The organism is Roseicella aerolata, from assembly GCF_020523605.1.
GTDB classification, from domain to species: Bacteria; Pseudomonadota; Alphaproteobacteria; order Acetobacterales; family Acetobacteraceae; genus Paracraurococcus; species Paracraurococcus aerolatus.
In genome coordinates, this window is sequence record NZ_JAJAQI010000003.1 from 78613 (window position 1) to 102529 (window position 23917).

The 23917-nt window shown below is 72.6% G+C and carries 22 protein-coding genes; 13 read left to right on the top strand and 9 right to left on the bottom strand.

What is annotated here, in order from left to right; genetic code table 11:
- Window positions 1-192: 192 nt before the first annotated feature.
- Complete coding sequence (locus LHA35_RS02895) at window positions 193-1137, bottom strand: DMT family transporter (protein WP_226604247.1); 945 nt, start codon at window positions 1135-1137, stop codon at window positions 193-195.
- A 259-nt stretch (window positions 1138-1396) separates the two neighbouring features.
- On the opposite strand from LHA35_RS02895, the gene LHA35_RS02900 reads away from it, so the two are divergent.
- Together LHA35_RS02900 and LHA35_RS02905 are read left to right on the top strand one after the other, a co-directional pair.
- Entirely contained in the window at window positions 1397-3739 is a 2343-nt protein-coding gene (locus LHA35_RS02900) for a helicase-related protein (protein WP_408902303.1), read from the top strand.
- A gap of 299 nt (window positions 3740-4038) precedes the next feature.
- On the top strand, window positions 4039-5688 hold the full coding sequence (locus LHA35_RS02905; protein ID WP_226604248.1) for a DEAD/DEAH box helicase: 1650 nt from the start codon (window positions 4039-4041) through the stop codon (window positions 5686-5688).
- Between the two features lie 179 nt (window positions 5689-5867).
- Here the strand turns inward: LHA35_RS02905 and LHA35_RS02910 are convergent, their stop codons facing one another.
- Entirely contained in the window at window positions 5868-6110 is a 243-nt protein-coding gene (locus LHA35_RS02910) for a hypothetical protein (protein WP_226604250.1), read from the bottom strand.
- A 247-nt stretch (window positions 6111-6357) separates the two neighbouring features.
- On the opposite strand from LHA35_RS02910, the gene LHA35_RS02915 reads away from it, so the two are divergent.
- The 5 genes from LHA35_RS02915 (at window position 6358) to rodA (ending at window position 11969) form a co-directional block, all read left to right on the top strand.
- Complete coding sequence (locus LHA35_RS02915; protein ID WP_226604253.1) at window positions 6358-7401, top strand: rod shape-determining protein; 1044 nt, start codon at window positions 6358-6360, stop codon at window positions 7399-7401.
- Window positions 7402-7433: 32 nt separating this feature from the next.
- Window positions 7434-8297, top strand: coding sequence for a rod shape-determining protein MreC (gene mreC, locus LHA35_RS02920; RefSeq protein WP_226604257.1), 864 nt, complete (start codon window positions 7434-7436; stop codon window positions 8295-8297).
- A 64-nt stretch (window positions 8298-8361) separates the two neighbouring features.
- Window positions 8362-8895: a rod shape-determining protein MreD gene (locus tag LHA35_RS02925; protein WP_226604260.1), complete on the top strand. Its 534-nt coding sequence runs from the start codon at window positions 8362-8364 to the stop codon at window positions 8893-8895.
- 48 nt (window positions 8896-8943) lie between these two features.
- Window positions 8944-10824 (top strand): penicillin-binding protein 2, encoded by a 1881-nt coding sequence (mrdA, locus tag LHA35_RS02930; RefSeq protein WP_226604263.1) that lies wholly within the window; start codon window positions 8944-8946, stop codon window positions 10822-10824.
- Window positions 10821-11969: a rod shape-determining protein RodA gene (gene rodA, locus LHA35_RS02935; RefSeq protein ID WP_226604265.1), complete on the top strand. Its 1149-nt coding sequence runs from the start codon at window positions 10821-10823 to the stop codon at window positions 11967-11969. Before mrdA ends, rodA begins: the two co-directional genes overlap by 4 nt.
- 144 nt (window positions 11970-12113) lie before the next feature.
- On the opposite strand, the gene LHA35_RS02940 is transcribed toward rodA, so the two are convergent.
- The 6 genes from LHA35_RS02940 to LHA35_RS02965 all read right to left on the bottom strand — a co-directional run bounded on the left by LHA35_RS02940 (window position 12114) and on the right by LHA35_RS02965 (window position 18911).
- Window positions 12114-12629, bottom strand: a complete 516-nt coding sequence (locus LHA35_RS02940) for a histidine phosphatase family protein (protein WP_226604266.1) — start codon at window positions 12627-12629, stop codon at window positions 12114-12116.
- Window positions 12626-14338: a hypothetical protein gene (locus LHA35_RS02945; protein ID WP_226604268.1), complete on the bottom strand. Its 1713-nt coding sequence runs from the start codon at window positions 14336-14338 to the stop codon at window positions 12626-12628. Before LHA35_RS02945 ends, LHA35_RS02940 begins: the two co-directional genes overlap by 4 nt.
- A gap of 255 nt (window positions 14339-14593) precedes the next feature.
- Window positions 14594-15793 carry a patatin-like phospholipase family protein gene (locus LHA35_RS02950; RefSeq protein WP_226604269.1) on the bottom strand — a complete coding sequence of 400 codons (1200 nt, stop codon included), beginning with the start codon at window positions 15791-15793 and terminating at the stop codon, window positions 14594-14596.
- A complete protein-coding gene (locus LHA35_RS02955; protein WP_226604272.1) occupies window positions 15793-16587 on the bottom strand; it encodes a 3-hydroxybutyrate dehydrogenase in 795 nt (264 codons plus the stop codon). Before LHA35_RS02955 ends, LHA35_RS02950 begins: the two co-directional genes overlap by 1 nt.
- Window positions 16588-16622: 35 nt before the next feature.
- Window positions 16623-18077, bottom strand: coding sequence for a dihydrolipoyl dehydrogenase family protein (locus LHA35_RS02960; RefSeq protein ID WP_226604276.1), 1455 nt, complete (start codon window positions 18075-18077; stop codon window positions 16623-16625).
- Window positions 18078-18179: 102 nt separating this feature from the next.
- Window positions 18180-18911, bottom strand: a complete 732-nt coding sequence (locus LHA35_RS02965; protein ID WP_226604278.1) for a TVP38/TMEM64 family protein — start codon at window positions 18909-18911, stop codon at window positions 18180-18182.
- A 213-nt stretch (window positions 18912-19124) separates the two neighbouring features.
- Between LHA35_RS02965 and rpmH the strand changes: the two genes are divergently transcribed.
- Genes rpmH through yihA form a run of 5 tightly spaced genes read left to right on the top strand, consistent with a single transcriptional unit; the run spans window position 19125 to window position 22459 of the window.
- Window positions 19125-19259: a 50S ribosomal protein L34 gene (gene rpmH, locus LHA35_RS02970; RefSeq protein WP_226604281.1), complete on the top strand. Its 135-nt coding sequence runs from the start codon at window positions 19125-19127 to the stop codon at window positions 19257-19259.
- 22 nt (window positions 19260-19281) lie between these two features.
- Window positions 19282-19647, top strand: coding sequence for a ribonuclease P protein component (gene rnpA, locus LHA35_RS02975; RefSeq protein WP_226604284.1), 366 nt, complete (start codon window positions 19282-19284; stop codon window positions 19645-19647).
- Window positions 19644-19952, top strand: coding sequence for a membrane protein insertion efficiency factor YidD (gene yidD, locus LHA35_RS02980; RefSeq protein WP_226604287.1), 309 nt, complete (start codon window positions 19644-19646; stop codon window positions 19950-19952). Before rnpA ends, yidD begins: the two co-directional genes overlap by 4 nt.
- Before the next feature lie 9 nt (window positions 19953-19961).
- Window positions 19962-21758: a membrane protein insertase YidC gene (gene yidC, locus LHA35_RS02985; protein WP_226604290.1), complete on the top strand. Its 1797-nt coding sequence runs from the start codon at window positions 19962-19964 to the stop codon at window positions 21756-21758.
- Between the two features lie 8 nt (window positions 21759-21766).
- Window positions 21767-22459 carry a ribosome biogenesis GTP-binding protein YihA/YsxC gene (yihA, locus tag LHA35_RS02990; RefSeq protein ID WP_226604294.1) on the top strand — a complete coding sequence of 231 codons (693 nt, stop codon included), beginning with the start codon at window positions 21767-21769 and terminating at the stop codon, window positions 22457-22459.
- Window positions 22460-22490: 31 nt separating this feature from the next.
- On the opposite strand, the gene LHA35_RS02995 is transcribed toward yihA, so the two are convergent.
- Window positions 22491-22766 carry a hypothetical protein gene (locus LHA35_RS02995; RefSeq protein ID WP_226604297.1) on the bottom strand — a complete coding sequence of 92 codons (276 nt, stop codon included), beginning with the start codon at window positions 22764-22766 and terminating at the stop codon, window positions 22491-22493.
- Between the two features lie 264 nt (window positions 22767-23030).
- On the opposite strand from LHA35_RS02995, the gene argB reads away from it, so the two are divergent.
- Window positions 23031-23915 (top strand): acetylglutamate kinase, encoded by an 885-nt coding sequence (gene argB, locus LHA35_RS03000; protein WP_226604300.1) that lies wholly within the window; start codon window positions 23031-23033, stop codon window positions 23913-23915.
- Window positions 23916-23917 lie beyond the last annotated feature (2 nt).

A 23917-nucleotide genomic window follows, 5' to 3' on the forward strand; every position in this document is an offset into this window, starting at 1 on the left:
CAGGGGCGGCCAAGGCCAGGACCCGGCCCTGGCGGCCGGTGGTCCGCCGGTCGGGAGGCTTCCCATGCCTGGCGCGTGACGTCCCGAGCTGCGGCCGAGGAAGGCGCGCCGCGGCCGGTGCTGCGCAGCCAAGGCCCGAAGGGCCGCCCGCTTCTGGGGCAGGACAGGCGTCAGCCTGTCCTGCCCCAAGGATCAGGCGCCCGGCTTCTTCCTGGTCTGGCTCCAGCCGATCCACAGCCCCGCCGCCATGATCACGGCGGCGCCGAGCCAGACGCCGGCATCCGGCCAGTCCCGGAAGAACAGCCAGCCCACCGCGACCGAGCCGATGAGCTGGAAGTACTGGAAGGGGGAGACGATATTGGCCGGCGCATAGCCCAGCGCCTTCGCCACGCACCAATGCCCGAGCGCCCCGAGGATGCCGAGGCCGCAGAACAGCGCGATGTCGAACAGGCTGCCCGGCGTGATCCAGACGAAGGGCAGGACCAGCAGCATCCCGAAGGCGCCGATGACCGAGCTGTAGACCGTCGAGGTCTCGGGCGAATCCACCCCGGCGATGCGGCGCGTGAGGATCTGGTAGATCGCGTAGCAGGTCGCGCTGCCGAGCACGAGGAGCGAGGCCCAGTGGAAGACCTCCGAGCCCGGCCGGATCACGATCAGCACGCCAAGGAAGCCGCAGGCCAGCGCCGCCACCCGGCCCGGTGTCGTCCGTTCCCCCAGCATCGGCCAGGCCAGCAGCGCCACGATCAGCGGCGCGGTCAGGCTGATGGCGGCCGCCTTGGCGATCGGGATGAAGGTGATGGCGAAGAAATGGCAGAGATTGGAGGTGAACAGCATGCAGGAGCGCAGCAGCTGCACCCCGGGCCGCCTGGTGCGCAGGATGCCCAGGCCGTAGCGCGGCAGGAACAGCGCCAGCAGGAAGACGATATGGCCGAAGGCCCGGGCCCAGGAGACCTGCAGGCTGGAATAGTCGGCACCCAGGATCTTGGCGAAGCCGCCCATGACCGGGAAGAGCAGCCCCGAGAGGCACATGAAGACGATGCCGAGGAGGATGCGCTGGGCAGGGTAGGCCGGGGTGGCAGGGGTGGTGGCCGTGGCGGCGGCCGGCGCCGGTGCCGGCGGCCTCGTCTCATGGGTCACGCGTGCTGCCGCCCCGTTTTTTGCTGCCATGCAGCATGGAGGGTGACGCTTTCCCTGGCAACGGCCTGCGTCGCTCCCATATAAGGCATGCCGCCGGCAGGGGTGTCATCGCGCCCCCGGAACGCCTAAAAGGCCATCGAACGGCCCACGGCTTGCATCCGGCAGCCCATCTGGCCTGTTCCATGGCGCGACCCCCGCGAGGGTCGCGGAGAGTACTGCTTTGACCACACCCTATGATGTCCCCTTCGACCCGGTCGACCTGCCGGAGGCCGATCTGCGGCGCGGCGTCTCGCCGGCCGAGGCGGCGATCCTGGCCGCCGGCCTGGAGGTCGAGGCGCGGGAGATGCCCGCGCTGATCCGCCGCGTGGAGCGGCGGATGCCGGCCGATGCCGACGCCGTCCGGACCGCGCTCTGCGAGGTGCGCCGCCGCGGCTGGATCGCCCGGCTCAACGACCTCGCCAACCGCGCCGGCCGCGTCTGGGTCCGCCGGGCGGATAACGAGACCGCCGTCGGCACCGTGACCGAGCTGGTCCCGGCCGATGAGACCCTGCTGGCCGCGCTGGACCAGGCGCTCGCCAACCGCTTCCGTGCACTCGGCCCGACGCCCGAGGCGGCGCTGGAGGCGGTGGTGGCGGAGCTGACCGAGTCCGGCAATGCCGGCCTTTCGGCCGACCGCCATGCGACCCTGGCGCGGGAGGTCGCGGCCGCCTTCGGCCTGACCGGCGACGACTCCCTGCCCTTCCTCGATGAGGTCGGCGCCCGCGAGGCCCGCCGGCGCCGCGAGGTACGGGAGGCCGAGACCGCCGCCCGGGCCAAGCGCCGGGAGGAGGTCGCGCGGCTGCGCGCCTGGGAGAAGAGCCTGGTCGAGTTCCGCGAGGTGCCCGACCTGCTCGCCTGCGGCGAGCGGGAGGCGCTGCGCTGGATCGCCGCCGGCCTCATCCCGGTCGCCCGCCGCATCCCGCAACGGGGTGGGCGGGAGAAGTGGGAATTCGACCCGGCCGAGCTGGCGCCGTTGCGCACCGTGGTCCCGCAATGGCGGGAGGCCGACAAGGCGGCGGTCGAGGCGAAGAAGCGGGGCGGCCCGGCCGCGCCGGCGCTGAAGCTGGGCAAGGGGGCGGTCGCCGCCATCGCCCGGGTCGCGGCGCTCGACCGCTATGCCGGCCATTTCGCCACCGCCCGCGCGCTGAACCGGCGGATCACGCTGGTCACAGGCCCGACCAATTCGGGCAAGAGCCATACCGCGCTGGATGCCCTGGCCAAGGCCGATAACGGCATGGCGCTGGCCCCGCTGCGGCTGCTGGCGCATGAGTTCCGCGATGCGCTCGGCAGCCGTGGCGTCCCGGCCTCCCTCTCCACCGGGGAGGAGCGGATCCCGGTTCCCGGTGCCCGGCACCTGGCCGCCACCGTCGAGATGTGCCCCTTCCACCTGCCGGTGGATGTGGCGGTGGTCGATGAGATCCAGATGCTGGCCGACCGCGACCGCGGCGCCGCCTGGACCGCCGCCATCATGGGCGCCCCGGCCCGGCATGTCTTCGTCCTCGGCGCGCCGGAGGGCGCGACCCAGGTGCGGCGCATCGCCGAGCTCTGCGGCGACCCGCTCGAGGAGGTCAGCCTGCAGCGCAAGAGCCCGCTGATCGCGGCGAAGGCCGCGGTCGGCCTCGGCGACCTGCGGCCGGGCGATGCGCTGGTCGCCTTCTCCCGCCGGGAGGTGCTGGACCTGCGGGCCGAGCTGGTCCGCCGTGGCAAGCGCGTGGCGGTGGTCTATGGCGCCCTCAGCCCCGAGGTGCGGCGTGCCGAGGCGGCCCGCTTCCGGGAGGGCGATGCGGACATCCTGGTGGCGACGGATGCCATCGGCATGGGGCTCAACCTGCCGATCCGCCGCGTCATCTTCTCGACGCTGCGCAAATTCGACGGCGAGGAGCGCCGCGAGCTGCATGCGCAGGAGGTGAAGCAGATCGGCGGCCGCGCCGGCCGCTTCGGCCGCTTCGAGGAGGGCGTGGTGGCGGTGCTGGCCGGCGCCGGCAGCCCGGAATTCGTGCGCATGATGCTGGAGGCGCCGCCGGTGCCGCCGGAGGACCCGCGCCCGCTGGTGCAGCCGGATGCCGACATCATCGCCAATGTCGCCCAGGAGATCGGCTCGGACAGCCTGTTCGGCGTGCTGGCGCGCATCAAGCGCGCGGTGCTGCGGCCGGATGATCCGAACTACCGCCTGGCCGACCTGACCCAGGCCATGGCCGTGGCGGGCGCCATCGACGGCGTCGGCGGGCTGGACCTGCTGCAGCGCTGGACCTATGCGCTCTGCCCGGTGGATGAGCGCGACAATGGCGTCGCCCGCCTGGCCCGCTGGGCCATCGAGCATGGCGCCGGCCGCCCGGTCCCGCCGCCCAATGCCGGCCGCCTGCCGGCGCCGGAGCGCGCCAGCCGGGATGAGCTGGAGCGGGCCGAGAAGACCCACAAGCGCCTGGTCGCTTGGCGCTGGCTCTCGCTGCGCTTCCCGCAGGCCTATGTCGCGCGGGAGGAGGCGGTGGCCGAGACCGAGCGGCTGGACCGCTGGATCGAGGATGTCCTGCGCCAGCAGCGCCGCGCGAAGCTGGTGGCCTGAGAGCAGATCGCCGCAGGGCCGACCCGCCCGGAGGCGAGACGCTGCTCCATGAGACAGGAGCAGATCGCCGCGGGGCGGAAGCGCCCGGCGGTGTCACTCTGCTCCATGAACGAAGGCCGGAGCGTCCCGACGCCGCCATGGGCGGCGTCGGGACGCTCCGGCACGGCCCGCCCTGCCCGCCCCGGGGCACGGGCGGACCACCGACCCCCTGCAGGCCGGTCCCGAGCCGGCCACCCCCTGTGCGCCTCCACCCGCCGCTCGGCGGGGCGCGGAGTCGCCCCGACCCGAGTATCGCATCAATGCCTTTCCCCTCCCTTCCTGCCCCGCTCCTCGCCGCGCTGACCGAGCGCGGCTATGCCGAGCCTACCCCCGTGCAGGCGGCCGTCCTGCAGCCGGATGCCGTGGGCCGCGACCTGCTCGTCTCCGCCCAGACCGGCTCCGGCAAGACCGTCGCCTTCGGCCTCGCCATGGCGGCCGAGCTGCTGGGCGAGGCCGAGCGCCTGCCGCCGCCCGGCGCGCCGCTGGCGCTGGTGGTAGCCCCGACGCGTGAACTGGCCCTGCAGGTGCAGTCGGAACTCGCCTGGCTCTACGCCCCGGCCGGCGGCCGCGTCGTCTCCGGCGTCGGCGGCACCGACCCGGTGGCGGAGCGCCGGGCGCTCGCCCGTGGCGCCCATATCGTCGCCGGCACGCCCGGCCGCCTGCGCGACCATCTGGAACGCGGCAATCTCGACCCCTCCGCCATTCGCGCCGTGGTGCTGGATGAGGCGGATGAGATGCTCGACATGGGCTTCCGCGAGGAACTGGAAGCGATCCTGGAGACGACGCCGGCGGAGCGCCGGACGCTGCTGTTCTCCGCGACGGTGCCCAAGGGCATCGCGCAACTGGCGAAGCAGTACCAGCGCGACGCGCTGCGCATCTCCGCCGGCGACGAGGGGTCCCAGCATGGCGACATCGACTACCAGGCCCTGCTGATCGCCCCGCATGAGACCGAGCGCGCGGTGGTCAATGCGCTGCGCTTCTTCGAGGCGCGCGCGGCCATGGTCTTCTGCCGCACCCGCGCGACGGTCGCCCGGCTGCACGGCAACCTGGCGGAGCGCGGCTTCGCCGCCGTGGCGCTCTCCGGCGAACTGTCCCAGGCCGAGCGCAACCGTGCGCTCCAGGGCCTGCGGGACGGCCGCGCCCGGGTCTGCGTCGCGACCGATGTCGCGGCGCGCGGCATCGACCTGCCGGATCTCGGCCTGGTCATCCATGCCGAACTGCCGAACGACCCGGAGACGCTGCTGCACCGCTCCGGCCGCACCGGCCGCGCCGGCCGCAAGGGCACCAGTGTGCTGCTGGTGCCGCACAACCGCCGCCGCGCGGCGGAGCGCCTGCTGACCGAGGCGCGGGTCCGCGCGACCTGGGCCCCGGCGCCTTCGGCCGAGGCGATCCGCGCCCAGGACGATACCCGCATCCTGGCCCAGGCCATGGAGACCACGGGGGAGGAGGCTTCGGATGGCGACCTGGCGCTGGCCCGCAAGCTGCTGGAGGACCGCGCGCCGGAGGCCGTCGCCGCCGCGCTGATCCAGGCGCTGCGCGCGCCGCTGCCGGCACCCGAGGAACTCGCTGCGCCGGCGGAGCGCGCGCCCGCCGCGCCGCGCCAGCCGCGCGGGGCGGCGGGCCAGGACGGAGTCTGGTTCCGGATGAATCTCGGCCGCAGCAACGGCAATGCCGATCCGCGCTGGGTCCTGCCCTTCCTCTGCCGCCGCGGGCATGTCACCCGGCAGGAGATCGGCCGCATCCGGGTCATGGACCGGGAGACGCAGTTCGAGGTCGCGCCCTGGGCCGCCAACCGCTTCGCCGCCGCGGCGCAGCGGCCGGCCGAGGAGGAGGACGCACATATCCGCATCCTGCCGCTGCAGGCGGCAAAGGGCGGGGAGGAGGCAAAGCGCCGCCGGCCCCGCGCCTGACCGGGCCGTCCTGCGCGCATACTGATGCGCAGGGCGGTCAGCCCCATGGTTCGAACGAGCGATCGCGCCGCCCGGGTGGGTTCACCCGGGCGGCGTTTGCGTCAGGCAGGGCGCGGGCGAAGGGCGTCAGGCCCTGATGGCCTTTCGCTCCGGACGTCGCCGGCCCTGTCCGGGGCAGGCTACCGCCAGGCCGGCCGGCCGAGATTGACGTCCCGCCCGCTGGTCAGCGCGCCGCCCGCGGCACCTGCCGCGCCACCGAGCAGCGCGCCGGTGCCGACGCTGCCGCCGGTCAGCGCGCCGATGCCCGCGCCGGCGCCCGCGCCCAGCAGGCCGCCCGAGACCGCCCGGTCGCCGGTGGAGTAGCCGCAGGCGCCGAGGCCGAGGGCGGCGAGGGTCAACAGGCCGAGGCCTAATTTCCGCATCTGTCGTCTCCTCTCGAGAGGGGACCCGATCAACGCGGAGCGTTACGGTCCGGTTGCGCACGGGAGTGGCAGAGGCCCCGGCGGGGTTTCGGTCGGTCCGTGGACAGAAGGCTTGAGCCCGGGCCGGCGGGGGGGTAAGCCAACGCCGCAGCCCGACCCCCCGCAATCGTGATCGGGGGCCCCGCCCCGTCCGGAGGGCCGCGCCGGCGCCGCGGGCCATGACATCTGAGTGGAAGGTTTCCTTCGCATGTTCTCTCGCCTGTTCGGCTTTCTCTCGGCCGACATGGCCATCGACCTCGGGACCGCGAACACGCTGGTCTATGTGAAGGGTCGGGGCATCGTGCTGAACGAGCCGAGCGTGGTCGCCATCGCCGACCATCGCGGCCGCAAGCAGGTGCTGGCGGTGGGCGAGGAGGCGAAGATGATGCTCGGCCGCACGCCCGGGAACATCGCCGCCATCCGCCCGCTGCGCGACGGCGTCATCGCCGATTTCGAGGTGGCGGAGGAGATGATCAAGCATTTCATCCGCAAGGTGCACAACCGGCGCAGCTTCGCCTCGCCCATGATCATCGTCTGCGTCCCCTCGGGCTCCACGGCGGTGGAGCGCCGGGCGATCCAGGAGAGCGCCGAGAGCGCGGGCGCACGGCGCGTGCTGCTGATCGAGGAGCCGATGGCCGCGGCCATCGGCGCCGGCCTGCCGGTGACGGAACCCAGCGGGTCCATGGTGGTCGATATCGGCGGCGGCACCACCGAGGTCGCCGTCATCTCGCTGGGCGGCATCGTCTATGCCCGCAGCGTCCGGGTCGGCGGCGACAAGATGGATGAGGCGATCATCAGCTACATCCGCCGCCACTTCAACCTGCTGATCGGCGAGAGCAGCGCCGAGCGGATCAAGATGGAGATCGGCGCCGCCACCATTCCCGATGACGGCGAGGAAGGCCCGCTGACCGAGGTGAAGGGCCGGGACCTGATGAACGGCGTCCCGCGCGAGGTGGTGGTCAGCCAGCGCCAGGTCTCGGAAAGCCTGGCCGAGCCGGTCGGGCAGATCGTCGAGGCGGTGAAGGTGGCGCTGGAGAACACCCCGCCCGAGCTCGCCGCCGACATCGTGGACAAGGGCATCGTGCTGACCGGCGGCGGCGCCCTGCTGCACCGGCTGGACGAGGTGCTGCGCGACGCCACCGGCCTGCCGGTGGTGGTGGCGGAGGAGGCGCTGTCCTGTGTGGCGCTCGGCACCGGCCGCGCGCTGGAGGAGATGAAGCGGCTTCGCCAGGTGCTGAGTTCCATGTATTGATGGGCAACTGAGCTGGCGCCCACGGAGGAGCCGTGATCCGTCTCAGCGTTCCGCTCCGGCAGGCTCTTTCGCGGCTGTCGCTTCCCGTGCTGATCGCCGCGGCCTTCGGCACCATGCTGCTCGGCAAGGCGGATGCCCTGCTGGCGGAGCGGGCGCGGATGGCGCTGGCCGATGCCCTGACCCCGATCTGGGGCGTGCTGCAGCAGCCTGTGGCGGCGACGCGGGACAGTTTCCGGGAAGCCGGCATGCTGTTGAACATGCGCAGCGAGAATGCCCGGCTGCGCGCGGAGAACGAGCGGCTGCACCGCTGGCAGGCGGCGGCGCTGGCGCTGGAGGCGGAGAACGCCATGCTGCGCCGCCAGCTCGCCTTCGTGCCGGAAGCGGCGCCCGCCTTCACCACCGCCCGGGTCGTCGCCGATGGCGGCGGCACCTATGCCCGCGCCGTGCTGCTGGCCGCCGGCCCGCACCACCCCGTCCGCAAGGGCCAGGTCGCACTGGATGACCGCGGCCTGGCGGGCCGGGTGACGGAGGTCGGCGCCCGCTCCGCCCGCGTCATGCTGGCGACCGACATGAACAGCCGCATCCCGGTGGTGCTGGAGGGCAGCCGGGCGCGGGCCGTGATGGCCGGCACCAACGGCGCCCGGCCGCGGCTGCAATACTGGCCGGCCGGCACCCAGCCGCAGGAGGGCGACCGCGTCGTCACCAGCGCGGAGGCGAATGCCTTCCCGGCGGGCCTGCCGGTCGGGGTGGTGCGCTGGAGCGAGTCCGGCGCCGCCGAGGTGGAGCTCTTTGCCCGGCTCGACCGGCTGGATGTGCTGCGCCTGTTCGATTACGGCCTCTCCGGCATCCTGCCGCCGGAAGCGGTGGCGCGGCCGGAGCCGCGATCCAGGCGTTGAACGCCTGCAGACGAGGTGTCCCATGCTTCGCCATGGACGCCGTGACCGGAACCAGGGAGCCCGCATGAAGGGAAGGCCGGCACCCGCTTCCGGCCTGCTGCGGCAGGCCGACGCGCTGGCGCGCGCCGCCCTGCCGACCGGGCTGACCGCGATCCTGCTCGTGCTCGCCGCCGTGCCGGTCGGGCTGTTCGGGCTGGTGCCGGCGGTCGCGCTGCCCTGCGTCTTCTTCTGGTCGGTCTTCCGCCCGGCCGCGCTGCCGCCGCCGGCGGTCTTCGGACTCGGCCTGCTGCAGGACCTGCTGACCGCGGCGCCGCCCGGCGCCGGCGTGCTGGTGCTTCTGGTCACGCACGGGCTGGCGGCGCGCTGGCGCCGCTTCCTGGTGAAGCAGTCCTTCCTGGTGGTCTGGCTGGTCTTCTGCGGCTTCACCGCCGGGGCCGCGCTGCTCGGCGGGGCGCTGCAGGCGCTGCTTCTCTGGCGCTTCCTGCCGGTGCCGCCCGGCTTCTGGCAGGCACTGCTGACCGCCGGCCTCTATCCCGGGCTCGCCTGGATGCTCACCCGGGTGCATGAGGCGATGCTGCGGGCGGAGGCGGCGCCATGAGCCGTCGCGCGGAGGGCGCGCCATGAGCCGTCGCGCGGAGAGCGCGCCATGAGTCTGGGCAGGGGCGTCCGCAGGGAGGAAGAGCAGCGCCGCAGCGTCTTCACGCGGCGGGCCCTCGCCCTCGGCATGGGGCAGCTCGCGCTCTTTGGCTTCCTCGGCACGCGGCTCTGGCGGCTGCAGTCGGAGGAGGGGGATCGCTACCGCACGCTGGCCGAGGAGAACCGCGTCTCCGCCCGGCTGATCCCGCCGCCGCGCGGCCAGGTGCTGGACCGCAACGGCCGGGTCATCGCGGGCAACAGGCTGAACTGGCGCGCCCTGCTGGTGGCCGAGCAGACCCAGGATGTGGGCGCGACGCTGGAGACCTTCTCCCGCATCGTGCCGCTGCAGGACCATGAACGGGCGCGGATCGAACGGGACGTGCGCCGCCGCCGCCGCTTCGTGCCGGTCACGGTGCGGGAATTCCTGGCCTGGGAGGAAATGGCCCGGATCGAGGTGAATGCCCCCGACCTGCCCGGCATCATCATCGATGTCGGCCAGACGCGGCTCTACCCCGAGAACGAGCACCTCGCCCATATGGTCGGCTATGTCGCCCCGCCGGCGGAGCGCGACATGGATGGCGACCCGCTGCTCGAACTGCCCGGCATCCGCGTCGGCCGTGCGGGGATCGAGAAGCATCACGACCTGGCGCTGCGCGGCCGGGCCGGGGCGGTGCAGCTGGAGGTGAATGCGGTCGGCCGAGTGATCCGGGAGCTGGACCGGCGGGAGGGCATTCCGGGCCAGGATGTCCAGCTCTCGGTCGATGCCGAGCTGCAGAAGGCGCTGCGCGGCAGGATCGAGGAGGGCACCAGCATCGTCGTGCTGGACGCCCGGAACGGGGAGGTGCTGGCCATGGCCTCCCAGCCCTCCTTCGACCCGAACATCTTCAATGCCGGCGTCTCCGCCCAGCAATGGCGGGAGTGGACGCGCAACCGCGCGACGCCGCTGATCAACAAGGCGACCAACGGGCTCTACGCCCCGGGCTCCACCTTCAAGATGATCGTGGCGCTGGCCGGGCTGGAGGCGAAGGCGGTGACGCCGGCCGACCGAGTCTACTGCCCGGGCTACCTGGATCTCGGCGATACCCGCTTCCATTGCTGGCAGAAGCACGGCCATGGCAGCGTGGACATGCGGGCCGGCATCAAGGTCTCCTGCGACGTCTATTTCTACGAGGTCGCCAAGCGCGTCGGCATCGACCGCATCGCCGCCATGGCCAGCCGCTTCGGCCTCGGCGTCGAGCTGGATATCGAGCTGCCGGGGACGAAGAAGGGGCTGGTGCCGACGCGGGGCTGGCGGCAGGCCCAGGGCAAGCCCTGGAACCTCGGCGACACCATCGTCCACGGCATCGGCCAGGGCTTCTACCAGGTCACCCCCCTGCAGCTTGCCACCATGGCGGCGCGGCTGGCGACCGGGCGGGCGGTGCAGCCGCACCTGACGCGCAGCATCGGCGGCCGGCCGGTGCGCGGCACGAAGCCGGAGGACTGGCCGAGCCTCGGCATCCCCGAGCGCGACCTGCGGCTGATGCGGGAGGGCATGTGGGCGGTGGTGAACGAGCCGGGCGGCACCGCGCTGGCCAGCCGCCTGCCGGGCAGCCTCGGCGTCATGGCGGGGAAGACCGGCTCGGTGCAGGTCCGCCGCATCAGCCGGGAACAGCGCGAGCGCGGCTTCAAGACCGAGAGCCTGCCGCGGGAATGGCGGCCGCATGCCCTGTTCGTGGCCTTCGCGCCCTATGACAACCCGGTCTATGCCGTGAGCGTGGTGGTGGAGCACGGCATGAGCGGCTCCGGTGCCGCGGCGCCGCTGGCACGGGACACGCTGGTCGAGGTGTTCAACCGCTTCCGCACGCCGCCGGCCGCCCCCGGCCAGCGGGTCGCCGAGGGACCGCGGCCATGAGCGCGACCTTCGAGCGGCGGCTGCTGACGCGCGACCGCGGCCACGGCCTGCTGCAGAAATTCTGGCGCATCCCCTGGCTCTTCGTGCTGCTGCTGAGCGCGGTCGCCGCGGTCGGCTATGTCGCGCTCTACTCGGCCGGCGGCGGGCCGGAGGCCTATGCGGCCAAGCATGCGCTGCGCTTCGGCTTCGGCCTGGTGCTGATGCTCTCCATCGCCGTCATCGACATCCGGGTGATCGCGAAGCTGGCCTGGCTGGGCTATGCGATCGGCGTCGGGCTGCTGGTGCTGGTGCTGCTGCACGGCAATATCGGCAAGGGGGCGCAGCGCTGGATCGATATCGGGCCGCTGCAGCTCCAGCCTTCCGAGCTGATGAAGATCATGCTGGCGCTCGGCCTCGCCGCCTGGTTCCAGCGGGCGAGCTGGGAGCGCGTCGGCAACCTGCTCTTCCTCCTCCCGCCCGCGATCATGGTGCTGCTGCCCGTCGGGCTGATCCTGAAGCAGCCCAATCTCGGCACGGCGCTGATCACCGCCATGATCGGCGGCGCGGTCTTCTTCGCCGCCGGCATGCGGCTGTGGAAATTCGCCCTTCTCCTGGCCGCGGTCGGCACGGCGGCGCCGATCGCCTACACCCACCTGCACGACTACCAGAAGGCCCGGATCACCACCTTCCTCGATCCGGAGAGCGATCCGCTCGGCGCGGGCTACAACATCATCCAGTCGAAGATCGCGCTCGGCTCGGGCGGGATCTGGGGCAAGGGATTCCTGCAGGGGACGCAGGGGCACCTGAACTTCCTGCCGGAGAAGCAGACCGACTTCATCTTCACCATGATCGCCGAGGAATTCGGGCTGGTGGGCGCGCTGTCGGTGCTCGGGCTGCTCGCCCTGGTGGTGCTGTTCTGCTACCTCGTCGCCTTCCGCTGCCGGCACCAGTTCGGCCGGCTGCTGGCCGTCGGCCTCGGCACCAACATGTTCCTCTACATCTTCGTCAACATCGCCATGGTGACGGGATCCATCCCGGTCGGCGGGGTGCCGCTGCCGCTGATCTCGCATGGCGGGTCGGCCATGCTGACCACCATGCTGGGCTTCGGGCTGCTGATGTCCGTCCATGTCCACCGTGACGCGGAATTCGGCCCGGCGCGGGACTGATGGCGAACCGCGGATGCTGGCTACGCGCCATAGGGCGCGGCGCCCATCCGGGCGCTCAGCCGTCCGGGGCGGCTGCAGGCCAGCCATCATGCGGCTTGGCATGAGGCCGCAGACAGGCGCCAGCCTGTCCGCGCGCAGGCATGATCAGGACAGCCGCAGCCACGCGCCATTGTCGAGGCTGCGGCCGGTGAGCGCGTGGATGAACCCCCAGTGGCAGACGACGAGGGTATGCGCGCGGTCCGGCAGCGCCGCCATCTCGGCGCGGAACAGGGCGGCGCGGGCCGCGAACTGGTCGTGCGGCTCCTCGATCGCGGGCCACCACACCTCCTCCACCGCGGTGAAGTCGAGCGCCGGCCAGGCCAGCGCCAGCTCCGTCCGCGCCGTGCCGATGTCGCAGCTTGCCGAATAGCGTTCCCGCACCGTCGGCGTGACGGTGATGGGCAGGCCGAGCCGCCGCGCGATGGGCGTCGCGGTCTGCAGCGCGCGGGTATAGGGGGAGCAGAGGATGCGGCGGATATCCTCGCCCGCCAGTGCCTCCGCCGCCGCCGCGGCCTGGGCGTGGCCGAGCGGGGTCAGCGGCGCATCCGGAATGCCGGGGTCGCGGCCGGTCGCGGAGAGGTGGAGGTTGAACTCGCTCTGGCCGTGGCGGAGCAGGATCATGCCGCAAGCGCCCCCTGCAGCCGCGCGGCATAGCGGGCGACCGCCGCCCGCAGCCGGGCGGCTTCCTCGGCATCCGGCGCGGCCTCCGCCGCCATGGTCCAGTGGCCGAGCTGGAAGGCGCAGTAGCAGGGCAGCAGCAGCGCCAGCAGGCCGGGGTCGACAGGGCGGCCGGACGCGGCCTCCAGGATGGGGATCAGGCGCGCATCGAGCCCCAGCTCCACCATGGCCCCCGCCACGTCCCAGGCGATGTCCTGGCAGCCGATCAGGTCATGCGCGGCGTGGTGGTCCAGCGCATCGGCCTTCAGCAGCCGCCCGTCCGGCAGGGCCAGCCATTCCCAGGCATGCAGCCGGTTGTCGGTCTCGACCGGCCGGGCGCGGACGCCGAGCGCGGCGAGCTCCGCCGCCGTCCAGCGATCGAACCGGCGCGCCGCCGCCTCGCCCAGCGCCAGGCCGGCATTGTGCCGCGCCATCTCCAGCAGGCTGGCCGGCGAGGCGCCCTGCTCGGGCGCGGCCGGGAAGGCGCGGGCGCGGAATCCGAGATAGCGGCCGACCTGCTCCGCCAGCCGGTCCTGGTCCATCCGCGCCGGGTCGAGCGGGCGGGCCGCCTCCAGCCAGCGCTCGACGAGGAAGCCGTGGCACCAGCCGGCGACGGGCGGGGTGAAGCCGGCCTCGGCCAGCGCCCGGCCACGCCCGGCCTTGCGCTCGCCATCCGCGCCGAGCCCCACGAATTTCAGCAGCCAGGTCGCGCCGCCGGCGGGCAGGAGGAATTTCCGCCGCTCCTGCTGGGCATGGACGGGCGGCCAGGCCGCCCCGGGGTAGCGGCCGGCGCGCCAGGCACCGCCGGAGATATCCGTCAGCGGCCCCTCCGCCGGGCCGGTCAGCGTCCCGGCCCAGGCGGCGAGGCGGGGCTGCACCACCGTCTCGAAGCCCTGCCAGTGCCGCGCGGCGCGATCCCAGCGGGCGCGGTGGCGCGGGCTGGCCATGGGGCCGGGCGCGCCGCCATGGCTCGGGAAGAAGGCGATGCGCCCGGGCGGCACGCCGCGGTCCTCCAGCCAGTCGGCGACCGCGCCGAAGGAACTGCCGGAGAGGCCCGGCCCCTCATCCACCACCGCAACCGGCAGGTCCGGGGCGGGCAGCAGCCGCGCGGCGAGGGCCGGCGCCACCGCAAGCTCCCGCCGGAAGGGATGGCCGGCCGGGCGCAGCGTGACGGGCGCCGCGGCGCCGAGCGCCGATGCCACCATGGCGCCGAGCGGAACGCCGATGCTGCGGAGGCCGATGACGCGGGTCGCGGGCGGCAGGCCGGCCGCGGCAGCGGCCATCGCATAGGCTTCCGGGTAGAGGGCGTAGAAGGCGAAGCCTTCGGGCTGGCGGATCTCGATGCGCCCGGGGAGTTCAGGAAGCTCGGGGATGGCGGGCAGCGGCCCGGCCGCGAAGCCGCTCTCCCAGGAATGCCGCAGCGCCCCAGCGCAGCGGAGCAGCAGCGCCATGGCGGCTTCCGTCGCGGGGCAGGAGGCATCGGCGCCGCGGGCGGCGAAGCCGGCATCGGCGATGCCCTGGGTCAGCTCGCCCACCGCGATGAAGGCACCGGCCAGCGTGCCGTGGCGGGCGATTCCGGGGGGCAGGGCGGCGGCCCGGGCGAGCAGCGCGCCGAGGCACCCGACCACCGCCTGCGTCTCCTGCACCTGCACCCTGTCGCCATAGACCAGCATTGCCGCCCTCGCTTCCGCGAAGCGGCAACGCGGCGAAGGGGAGCGGGATGCGGGGCCCGGTGCCGCCCGCCGGGCCGCGTGACGCGGTGCGCGCTGCTCCCGGCGGGCCGGTCCGGGGTGACCGTGACGTTCGGTGGAGGAGGGCGTGCCGGCGCCGCCGTCCCGGTCCGACCTCCGCGCCGCGCCCCTCCCTGCAGCTCCCTGTTTCCCGGCAGATTCACGCTCCCGGGCGTTCACGGCCGTCCGCGCCCCGCCCTAGAGGTAGCGCTGGATGTCCAGCGTGCTCTCCCGCCCGATGGTGTCGAAATGCTCGGAGAGGAACCTGTCCGCCGCCTCCCAGCCATAGCGCCGCAGCGTCAGCAGGAATTCCCAGTCGCCGTTCAGCTTGGTGGAGAGCTTGAACTGCCGCATGCGATCCTCGTCGTCCACGCAGTGGAGGAAGATGCGCCGGTAGCGCGGCTGCTCCAGCCGCCCGGAATCCAGCAGCCGCTGCACGAAATCGATCGCCCGCATCTCCGCCATGAGGGAGGCGTTGAAGCTGATCTCGTTCAGCCGGTTCATGATGTCGGACGGCGTGGTCGGCAGCTCCTGCCGCATGATGGCGTTGATCTGCACGAGCAGGATGTCCGGCGCCCCGCGCTCGTAATAGAGCGGCCAGATCGCCGGGTTGCCCAGGTAGCCACCGTCCCAATAGGCCTCGCCGTCGATCTCGACCGCGCGGAAGATGTTCGGCAGGCAGGCGGAGGCGAGCACGACATCCGTGTTGACCTCCGTGCGGGTGAAGACGCGCGGCTTGCCCGTCCGGACATTGGTCGCGCTGATGAACAGCCGGATGGCCTTCGGGTCGCGCTTCAGCCGGGCCTCGTCGAGGTTGTCGGTGATCACCTGGCGCAGCGGGTTGAACTCCGCCAGGAAGGGGTTGAGCTGGTAGGGGGAGAAGACGCGGCTCAGCGTGTCGAAGGTCTGGTAGGCGACCGAATAGGTCAGGTCGTAGCCCCAGAGCGCCTTCTCGATCGGCGTGTTGCGCAGCGGGCTGACGGCCAGCCGCGCGGCCACGTCCCGCCACATCTTGTCGAGCGCGCGGCGCGCTCCCTCCCGCCCGCCCTCGGCCAGGCCCTGGACGAAGATCACGGCATTGATGGCGCCGGCGGAGGTGCCGGAGACGCCGTCGAAGGCCAGCCGCTCATCCTCCAGCAACCGGTCCAGCACGCCCCAGGTGAAGGCGCCATGCGTGCCGCCGCCCTGCAGGGCCAGGTTGATGCGCTTGGTCTGGACCGGCTTCGCCACCGCCGGCTGGCCGAGCGGCTGCGGCTGCGAGTCCGGCGCGGTCGGGCGGGGCGTCAGCGCCTCGGGCAGCGGGCCCTCGCCGCGGAGATCGCCGGTCGGCGCGGCGTGGCCCGCGCCGTTCGGCCGGGTGCCGGCGGGCTTTCCCGGGCCACCCCGCTCGGTTGCCATCAGCTCGCGGTCCAGCCGCCATCGATCGACAGGGCGGAGCCGTTCACCCCGCCGCTGCCCGGGCCGCAGAGATAAAGCGCCATCTGTGCCACCTCCTCCACCTCGATCCAGCGCTTGGAGGGCTGCTTCTCCAGCAGGTGGTCGGTCAGCGCGGTCTCTTCGGAGACGCCGTGCTTCTTCGCCAGCGGGGCGACCTGCGCCTCGGCCAGCGGGGTGCGGACGAAGCCCGGGCAGATGGCGTTGCAGGTGATCGGCGTGCGCGCGATCTCCAGCGCCACGGTCTTGGTCAGCCCGACCACCGCATGCTTGGCCGCGACATAGGCGGATTTGTTGGGCGAGGCGACCAGGCCATGCGCCGAGGCGACATTGATGATGCGGCCCCAGCCGCGCGCCTTCATGCCCGGCAGCGCCGCCTTGATGGCGTGGAAATTCGAGGTGAAGTTGATCGCGATGATCGCGTCGAACTTCTCCTCCGGGAATTCATCGACCGGCGAGACGAACTGGATGCCGGCGTTGTTCACGAGGATGTCGACGGCACCGAGCGCATCCTTCGCCTCCGCCACCATCTGCCGCACCGCCTCGGGCTTCGAGAGGTCGGCGGCGGAATAGGGGGCCTCCGCCACGCCCATGGCGGCGCCGACCTCGGCGCGGGCGCGGGCGATCTCCTCCGGCCTGCCGAAGCCGTTCAGCATCACCTTCGCCCCGGCCTGCGCATAGAGCAGCGCGATGCCGAGGCCGATGCCGCTGGTGCTGCCGGTGACGAGGGCGCTGCGCCCTGCGAGAGTCTGTTCCATGGCCAATCCGATCCTTCGCGGGTGCGGCATCATGCTCAGGGCAGGCGTTTGAGCAAGCCGATAAGCCGCTTCACCCCGGGCGATAACAGTTTCGGTGCGTAGAAGTCCCCGGCCGCCCGCTTCCCCGCCTCGGCGAGGGTGGGATAGGGCAGGACCAGGGAGGCGAGGGCCGAGAGCGGCAGCTTCCGCCCGATCATCAGCCCGTAGGCGCCCGCCATCTCGCCCGCCCTGGGTGCCAGGATGCCGGCGCCGAGCAGCCTGCCCCGGGCCGAGACGACCAGCTTCACCAGGCCTTCCGGCCGGCCCTCGGCGATGGCGCGGTCGTTCTCCGCCAGCGGCCAGCGATGGATCCGCAGGTCCTCGTGCCCCTGCTCGCGCGCCTCCGCCTCGGTCAGGCCGATCTGCGCCAGCTCCGGGTCGGTGTAGGTCACGCGCGGCAGGGCGGCGTAGTCCACCTTCGTGCCCGGCAGGCGGAACAGCATGGAGCGCACCAGCACCCCGGCATGCTGGCCGGCGACATGGGTGAAGGCGCGCGGCCCGATCCCCTCCGGGTCGGCGATGTCGCCCACCGCCCAGACCCGGGGGTTGGAGACGGAGCGGAGATCCGCCCGGGTGCGGATGCCGCGCGCGCTCGCCTCGACATTCCCCGCGACCAGGTCGAGGCTGGCGAGGCGCGGCGCCCGGCCAACCGCCAGCAGCAGATGCGTGCCGGCGATCCGCGTCCCGTCCTCCAGCACCGCGACCACGCCGGCCTCGGCGGCGTGCGAATCGGGCTCCAGCTGCTCCAGGCGGGCGAGCTTCACCCCCTCCCGCAGCGTGACGCCGTCCTGCAGCAGGGCGGCGCGCAGCCCCTCCGCCAGCTCCTCATCCTCCCGCGCGGCGATGCGTGGCGCGGCCTCGATCACCGTCACCAGGCAGCCAAGCCGGGCATGGGCCTGCGCCATCTCGAGCCCGATCGGCCCGCCGCCCAGGATGATCAGGTGGCCCGGCGGTTCCTCCAGGCCGAAGATCGTCTCATTGGTCAGCCAGGGCACACCATCCAGGCCGGGGATGTCCGGCACCACCGGGCTGCTGCCGGCGGCGATGACGCAGCGGCGGAAGGTGAGGCGCCGCCCGCCCGCCTCCAGCTCGTCCGGCGCGGTGAAATGCCCCGCCGCCTCGATCACCTCGACACCCATGCCGCGGTAGCGCGCTGCGCTGTCATTTGGCGCGATGCGGGTGATGGCGCCCTGGACATGGGCGCGCACGCCCGCCCAGTCGATCTCGGGCTCCGGCAGGCGGATGCCGAGGCGCCCGGCCCGGCGCGCCTCCGCCGCGGCATGCGCGGCGGCGAGCAGGGCCTTGGAGGGGACGCAGCCGTAATTCAGGCAGTCGCCGCCCATCCGCCCGCGCTCGATCAGCGCCGTCCTCAGGCCGAGGCCGCTGCAAATGGCCGCGACCGAAAGGCCCGCGGCCCCGGCGCCGATCACCGCCACGTCGAAGTCAGGCATGCGTCTTCCCTTGTCTGTTCACTTCGGGCGCTCCGGCACGGCCGCCGGGCGCGGGTTCCTGGCCTGCCCGGGCCGCGGCCGGACCGTTGCGGGGGGCGGCCATCATGCCGCGCGCTGGCGCCGGCGCCACCAGGCGCCGAGCAGCGACAGCGCGGCGAGGCCGAGCAGCGGCAGCAGGATGCCGGGGGAGAAGATCACCGTGAGGTCCGGCCGCCCCCCGCTCTCGAAGACCTGGCCCAGCCCGGCGCCGATCCCGGCGAAGACCAGGCTCGCCGGAATGATCCCGAGGAAGGTCGCCGCGGCATAGGGCGCAAGCGGCATGCCGGCCAGCGCCGGGGCCAGGTTGACGAACCAGAAGGGCAGCACCGGCAGCAGGCGCAGCGAGAGCAGGTACCAGAACCCGTCCCGCGCCAGCGCCTCCCGCAGCTTGCCGAGCCGCGGCCCGGCCCGCCGCGCCAGGCTGTCCGCCAGCGCATGCCGCGCCGCCAGGAAGAGCAGGCAGGCACCGATCGTCGCGCCGGCCACCGCCGCGGCGGCGCCGAGCCAGGGGCCGAAGAGGAAGCCGCCCGCGAGCGTCATCACGGTCGCCCCGGGCAGGGAGAAGCCGACCACCACTACATAGGTGAGGACATAGAGCAGCAGCGCCGGCACCGGCCGCGCCGCGACGAAGCCCGCGAGGGTGGCGCGGTGCTCGGCCAGCGCCTCGAAGGAGAGGACCCGGTGCAGGCCGAGCGCATAGGCGAGGCCGATCGCCGCCAGGAGGAGGGCGAGCGGCCAGAGGCGCAGCCAGGGCCGGCGGCGATCGGATGCGGTGGGCGAAGGATCATCGGGCATGCCGGCGTCGTCTCCGTCTGGCATGGCGTTACGCCAGCGGCGCCATGCGCGCTACCGCGCCGCCGCGATTGACGGAAGCCCCCCTGCCTCCCTATAGGGACCCCCTTCGCCGGGGCCCGCACGGAAGGGTCGCCGGCCGTCGCTGCAGCGCGCCTTCGGGGAGCCCTCTCCCGGGGGGGGCGCGCCGACGCCTTTCCTGACGGAGATCGACCCGTGAAGCGTACCTACCAGCCCTCGAAGCTCGTCCGGAAGCGCCGGCATGGGTTCCGGTCCCGCATGGCGACGGTGGGCGGCCGCAAGGTCCTCGCCAACCGCCGCGCCAAGGGCCGGGCCAAGCTCAGCGCCTGAGCCAGGTGAAGGGGACCCTGCCATGCCGGGCCGCCTGCCTCGGCTGACCCGGCGCGGCGAGTTCCTGAAGGTCGCCAGCCGAGGCCGCAAGGCTGCACGCCCCGCTCTCGTGCTGCAGGCACTGCCGCAGCCGGAGGGAGGGCTGCGCCTCGGCTTCACCGCGACCAAGAAGATCGGCAACGCCGTCGCCCGCAACCGCGCCAAGCGCCGGCTGCGGGAGGCGGCGCGACTGACATTGGGCGAGGCGCCGCCCGCCGGCTGGGACCTAGTGCTGATCGCGCGCGATGCGACCGGCACGCGGGAATGGCCCAAGCTGCTGGGGGACCTGCGCGGCGCTCTGCGCCAGGCCGGCGTGCCCATCGAGCCGCCGGCGGAGCCGGCGCCATGAGCGCGCAGCGCATCGGCCCCGGCGCCCAGGCCCTGCGCGGCGCCGTCATCGCCTACCAATGGACGCTCCGCCCCTTCATCGGGGCGCATTGCCGGTTCCATCCCTCCTGCAGCCATTACGCGCTGGAGGCCCTCGGCACGCATGGTGCGCTGCGCGGCGCCTGGCTGTCCGGGCGCCGCATCCTGCGCTGCAACCCCTGGCATCCCGGCGGCTACGACCCCGTCCCGCCCGCCTCCGATGAGCCGGGTCGGACCGCCGCGCCGTCGGCGGATGCCCAATCTTTCCAGCCCGTTCCGAAAGGCTGACCCCGTCCCATGGACCAGAAGCGCCTGCTCGCGGCGATCGCCCTTTCCATTGGCATCCTGCTGATCTTCGACCTGTGGAACCGCCCGGCGCGCGAGGCGCAACTGGCGCAGCAGCGGCAGGCGGCAGAGGTGCAGCAGCCGGCGCCGACGCCCGGCCCGGTCGGCCCCCTGCGCGCCCCGACCGATGCCGCGCCCGCTGCCGGCACGCCGGCCACCCCGGCCGCCCGGCTCCCCATCGAGGGGCCGCGCGTGAAGGGCACGCTCAACCTGCGCGGCGCCCGGCTGGATGACCTGGTGCTGAAGGACTACCGCGAGACGGTGGACCGCAACTCGGCGCTGGTGCGCCTGCTGGCGCCGCGCGAGGGCTCCGCCCCCTATTACGCGCAATGGGGCTGGACGGCGGTGGATGGCCGCACCCGCGTCCCGGGCAATGACACGGACTGGGCGGCGGAGGGCAATGCGCTGGCCCCCGGCCAGCCGGTCACGCTGCGCTGGGACAACGGCCAGGGCCAGGTCTTCGAGATCGCCCTCGCGCTCGACGAGAACTACATGCTCACGGCCGAGCAGCGCGTCCGCAACGCCGCCGCCGAGCCGGTGCAGGTGCTGCCCTGGTCGCGCGTCCGGCGCGAGAACACGCCGCCGACCCAGGGTTTCTTCATCCTGCATGAAGGCTTTGTCGGCGTGCTCGACGGCCGGCTGCGGGAGGTCACCTATTCCGACGCCAAGAGCGAGGGCCAGAAGCGCAGCGGCGTGGCGCTGGAGCAGGAGACCGGCGCCGGCTGGGCCGGCTTCACCGACAAGTACTGGCTGACGGCCATCACCGCCACCGACCCGGCCATCCGCACCCGTGCCAGCTTCCGGCACGTGCCGGAAGGCGGGCAGGATCGTTGGCAGGTGGATTTCGCGCCGACCGCCGCGCAATCCGTGGCGTCCGGCGCCGCCGCCTCCCTCGCCACCCGGCTGTTCGCCGGCGCCAAGGAGGTGCACCTGCTGGATGCCTATGCCGACCGGCTGAACATCCCGGACTTCGACAAGGCGATCGATTTCGGCTGGTTCTACTTCCTGACCAAGCCGTTCTTCTACGCGCTCGATTTCCTGTTCAAGCTGTTCGGCAACTTCGGCGTGGCCATCCTGGTCTTCACCGTGTTCCTGAAGGCCGCCTTCTTCCCGCTGGCCAACAAGGCCTACAAGTCGATGGGCCGGATGAAGGTTCTCGGCCCGAAGATGCAGGAGATTCGGGAGCGCTACAAGGACGACCCGGCCAAGGCGCAGACCGAGATGATGGCGCTGTACCGGACGGAGAAGATCAACCCGGCCAGCGGCTGCCTGCCGATCCTGATCCAGATCCCGGTCTTCTTCGCCCTCTACAAGGTGCTGTTCGTCACCATCGAGATGCGGCACGCGCCCTTCTTCGGCTGGATCCAGGACCTCTCGGCGCCCGACCCGACGAACCTGTTCAACCTGTTCGGCCTGCTGCCCTTCGACCCGACGCAGCTCTCCAGCTTCCTGCACATGCCGGTCTGGGCGCTGCTCATGGGCGCGACCATGTGGGCGCAGCAGAAGCTGAACCCGCAGCCGCCGGACCCGATCCAGGCCAAGATCTTCCAGTGGATGCCGATCATCTTCACCTTCATGCTGGCCAGCTTCCCGGCCGGCCTGGTGATCTACTGGACCTGGAACAACCTGCTCTCCATCGCGCAGCAGTGGTACATCATGCGGCTGGAGAAGCAGCGGAACGCCAAGGGTGGCGGCGCGGTGGCGATCCCGGCGGCGGTGCCCGCCGCGGCGAAGCCGAAGAAGGGGTGAGCGGCCCCATGGGCGAGGGCGGAGCCGTGCCGCTGCCGGCCGGGGGCCTCTCCGAGGCCCGGACGCCGGAGGAGCGGGCGGCGCTGTTCGAGGCCGGGCGGCTGCTCTTCGCCCGGCCCTGCACCTTCTTCTTCGCGGCGCAGCGGATCGACCAGCTGCCGCCCGTGGCGGGGCCGGAGATCGCCTTCTGCGGCCGCTCCAACGTCGGCAAGTCCTCGCTGGTCAATGCGCTGACCGGGCAGAAGGCGCTGGCCCGTGTCTCCAACACGCCGGGCCGGACCAAGCAGCTCAATTTCTTCAACCTCGGCGACCGGCTGACGCTGGTGGACATGCCGGGCTACGGCTACGCCCAGGCCTCGAAGAGCGTGAAGGCGGACTGGCAGGGGCTGATGTTCGACTTCCTGCGCGGCCGCCCCACGCTCCGGCGCGTCTTCCTGCTGCTGGATGCGCGGATCGAGACCAAGCCGGCGGACCGGGCGGCGATGACGCTGCTGAACGAGGCCGCGGTCGCCTTCCAGATCGTGCTGACCAAGGCGGATGATGCCAAGCCCTGGTGGCTGGAGCAGCGCCGGCAGGAGGCGGAGAGGCTGGCCCGTGGCCACACCGCCGCCCATCCGCTGGTGATGGTGACCAGCAGCGAGACCGGGCTCGGCATCCCCGAGCTTCGGGCGGAGATCGCGGCGCTGGCCGCGCCGGGCTGAGCGGCCCGCCCGCCGGGCGGGCCCCCGGAGGTCAGGCCGCTTTCAGGTTGCTGAACATCAGCACCTTGCGGTCGAGGTCGAAGGTGGTGTGCCCGCTCCGGCCGAAGGTCTTCAGGATGACGTCCATGTCCTCGGCGGCCAGATCGAGGATGTACTCCTCCACGCCGCTGTCGAGGATGAGCTGCAGGGTGAATTTGCCCGGCCGGCCCCGCTCCTGCTCGACCCAGGAGGCCTGGATGTTCGTCACCTGCCGCACATTGTAGCGGCGCTGCAGCCCCTGCTCCTGCGCCTCCTTCGTTCCCGACATCCGCCTGCCTTTCCTGTTGGAGGCCGGTGCGGCCCGACCGCGCCGGCGCTCGCATAAAGGCCGGGACCGCAGGGCGTTCCCGCTCGATCCGGTGCCGGCCGCTTCCGCCCCGTGGCGATCTGCTCTAGAGCAGATCGCGGACGGGCATGAACGCCCGTGAGCCTGAATCTGCTCGATAAACAATGACCTACGGCGGATGGCGTTCCGTTCCGAACGGCATCCGCTGCAGGAGCGCGCGACGCCAGACCGCGGGAATACCGGCCGATGACCGACGACACGCCCGATCCGATGAAGATCCTTGCCGGGGCGCTGCCCTTCCTGAAGCGCTACGACGACCAGATCGTCGTGGTGAAATACGGCGGCCATGCCATGGGCGAGGAGGAGACGGCGCTGCGCTTCGGCCGCGACATCGCGCTGCTGGAGCAGGTGGGCGTGAACCCCGTGGTGGTGCATGGCGGCGGGCCGCAGATCAATGCCATGCTGAAGCGGCTGAACGTGCAGTCCACCTTCGTCCAGGGCCTGCGGGTGACCGACGAGGCGATGCTGGACGTGGTCGAGATGGTGCTCGCCGGCCCGGTCAACAAGCAGGTGGCCGAGGCCATCACCCGGGCGGGCGCGCTGGCCGTCGGCATCTCCGGCAAGGATGGCGGGCTGGTGCGGGCGCGGAAGCTGACCCGCAAGGTCCGCGACCCCGGATCCAACCTCGAGCAGGTGCTCGACCTCGGCTATGTCGGGGAGCCGGAGTCGGTCGACACCAAGGTGCTGAAGCTGCTGATCGGCGCCGATATCGTGCCGGTGGTGGCCCCGGTCGGCATCGGCGCCAATGGCCAGACCTACAACATCAATGCCGATACCGTGGCGGGCGCGATCGCCGGCGCGCTCGGCGCCGAGCGGCTGCTGATGCTGACCGATGTGCGCGGCGTGCTCGGCCCCGACGGCCGGCTGATCCCCGAGATGACGGTGGCCGAGGTGCGGGCCGGCATCGAGGCCGGCTGGATCTCGGGCGGCATGATCCCGAAGGTCGAGACCTGCATCTACGCCATCGAGAAGGGCGTGAAGGGCGCCGTCATCCTGGATGGCCGCGTGCCGCACGCGGTGCTGCACGAACTCTTCACCGATGGCGGGGCCGGCACGCTGATCAAGCCCTAGAG

Bases quoted from the DNA above. Each gene is read 5' to 3' on its own strand.
- LHA35_RS02925 (WP_226604260.1), top strand. From the start codon at position 8,362: ATGAAGGGAAGGCCGGCACCCGCTTCCGGCCTGCTGCGGCAGGCCGAC.
- LHA35_RS02965 (WP_226604278.1), bottom strand. From the start codon at position 18,911: ATGCCCGATGATCCTTCGCCCACCGCATCCGATCGCCGCCGGCCCTGG.
- argB (WP_226604300.1), top strand. From the start codon at position 23,031: ATGACCGACGACACGCCCGATCCGATGAAGATCCTTGCCGGGGCGCTG.
- mrdA (WP_226604263.1), top strand. From the start codon at position 8,944: ATGAGTCTGGGCAGGGGCGTCCGCAGGGAGGAAGAGCAGCGCCGCAGC.
- LHA35_RS02905 (WP_226604248.1), top strand. From the start codon at position 4,039: ATGCCTTTCCCCTCCCTTCCTGCCCCGCTCCTCGCCGCGCTGACCGAG.
- LHA35_RS02915 (WP_226604253.1), top strand. From the start codon at position 6,358: ATGTTCTCTCGCCTGTTCGGCTTTCTCTCGGCCGACATGGCCATCGAC.
- LHA35_RS02960 (WP_226604276.1), bottom strand. From the start codon at position 18,077: ATGCCTGACTTCGACGTGGCGGTGATCGGCGCCGGGGCCGCGGGCCTT.
- LHA35_RS02940 (WP_226604266.1), bottom strand. From the start codon at position 12,629: ATGATCCTGCTCCGCCACGGCCAGAGCGAGTTCAACCTCCACCTCTCC.
- LHA35_RS02910 (WP_226604250.1), bottom strand. From the start codon at position 6,110: ATGCGGAAATTAGGCCTCGGCCTGTTGACCCTCGCCGCCCTCGGCCTC.
- LHA35_RS02955 (WP_226604272.1), bottom strand. From the start codon at position 16,587: ATGGAACAGACTCTCGCAGGGCGCAGCGCCCTCGTCACCGGCAGCACC.
- yidC (WP_226604290.1), top strand. From the start codon at position 19,962: ATGGACCAGAAGCGCCTGCTCGCGGCGATCGCCCTTTCCATTGGCATC.
- rodA (WP_226604265.1), top strand. From the start codon at position 10,821: ATGAGCGCGACCTTCGAGCGGCGGCTGCTGACGCGCGACCGCGGCCAC.
- rnpA (WP_226604284.1), top strand. From the start codon at position 19,282: ATGCCGGGCCGCCTGCCTCGGCTGACCCGGCGCGGCGAGTTCCTGAAG.
- LHA35_RS02945 (WP_226604268.1), bottom strand. From the start codon at position 14,338: ATGCTGGTCTATGGCGACAGGGTGCAGGTGCAGGAGACGCAGGCGGTG.
- LHA35_RS02995 (WP_226604297.1), bottom strand. From the start codon at position 22,766: ATGTCGGGAACGAAGGAGGCGCAGGAGCAGGGGCTGCAGCGCCGCTAC.
- LHA35_RS02950 (WP_226604269.1), bottom strand. From the start codon at position 15,793: ATGGCAACCGAGCGGGGTGGCCCGGGAAAGCCCGCCGGCACCCGGCCG.
- yihA (WP_226604294.1), top strand. From the start codon at position 21,767: ATGGGCGAGGGCGGAGCCGTGCCGCTGCCGGCCGGGGGCCTCTCCGAG.
- yidD (WP_226604287.1), top strand. From the start codon at position 19,644: ATGAGCGCGCAGCGCATCGGCCCCGGCGCCCAGGCCCTGCGCGGCGCC.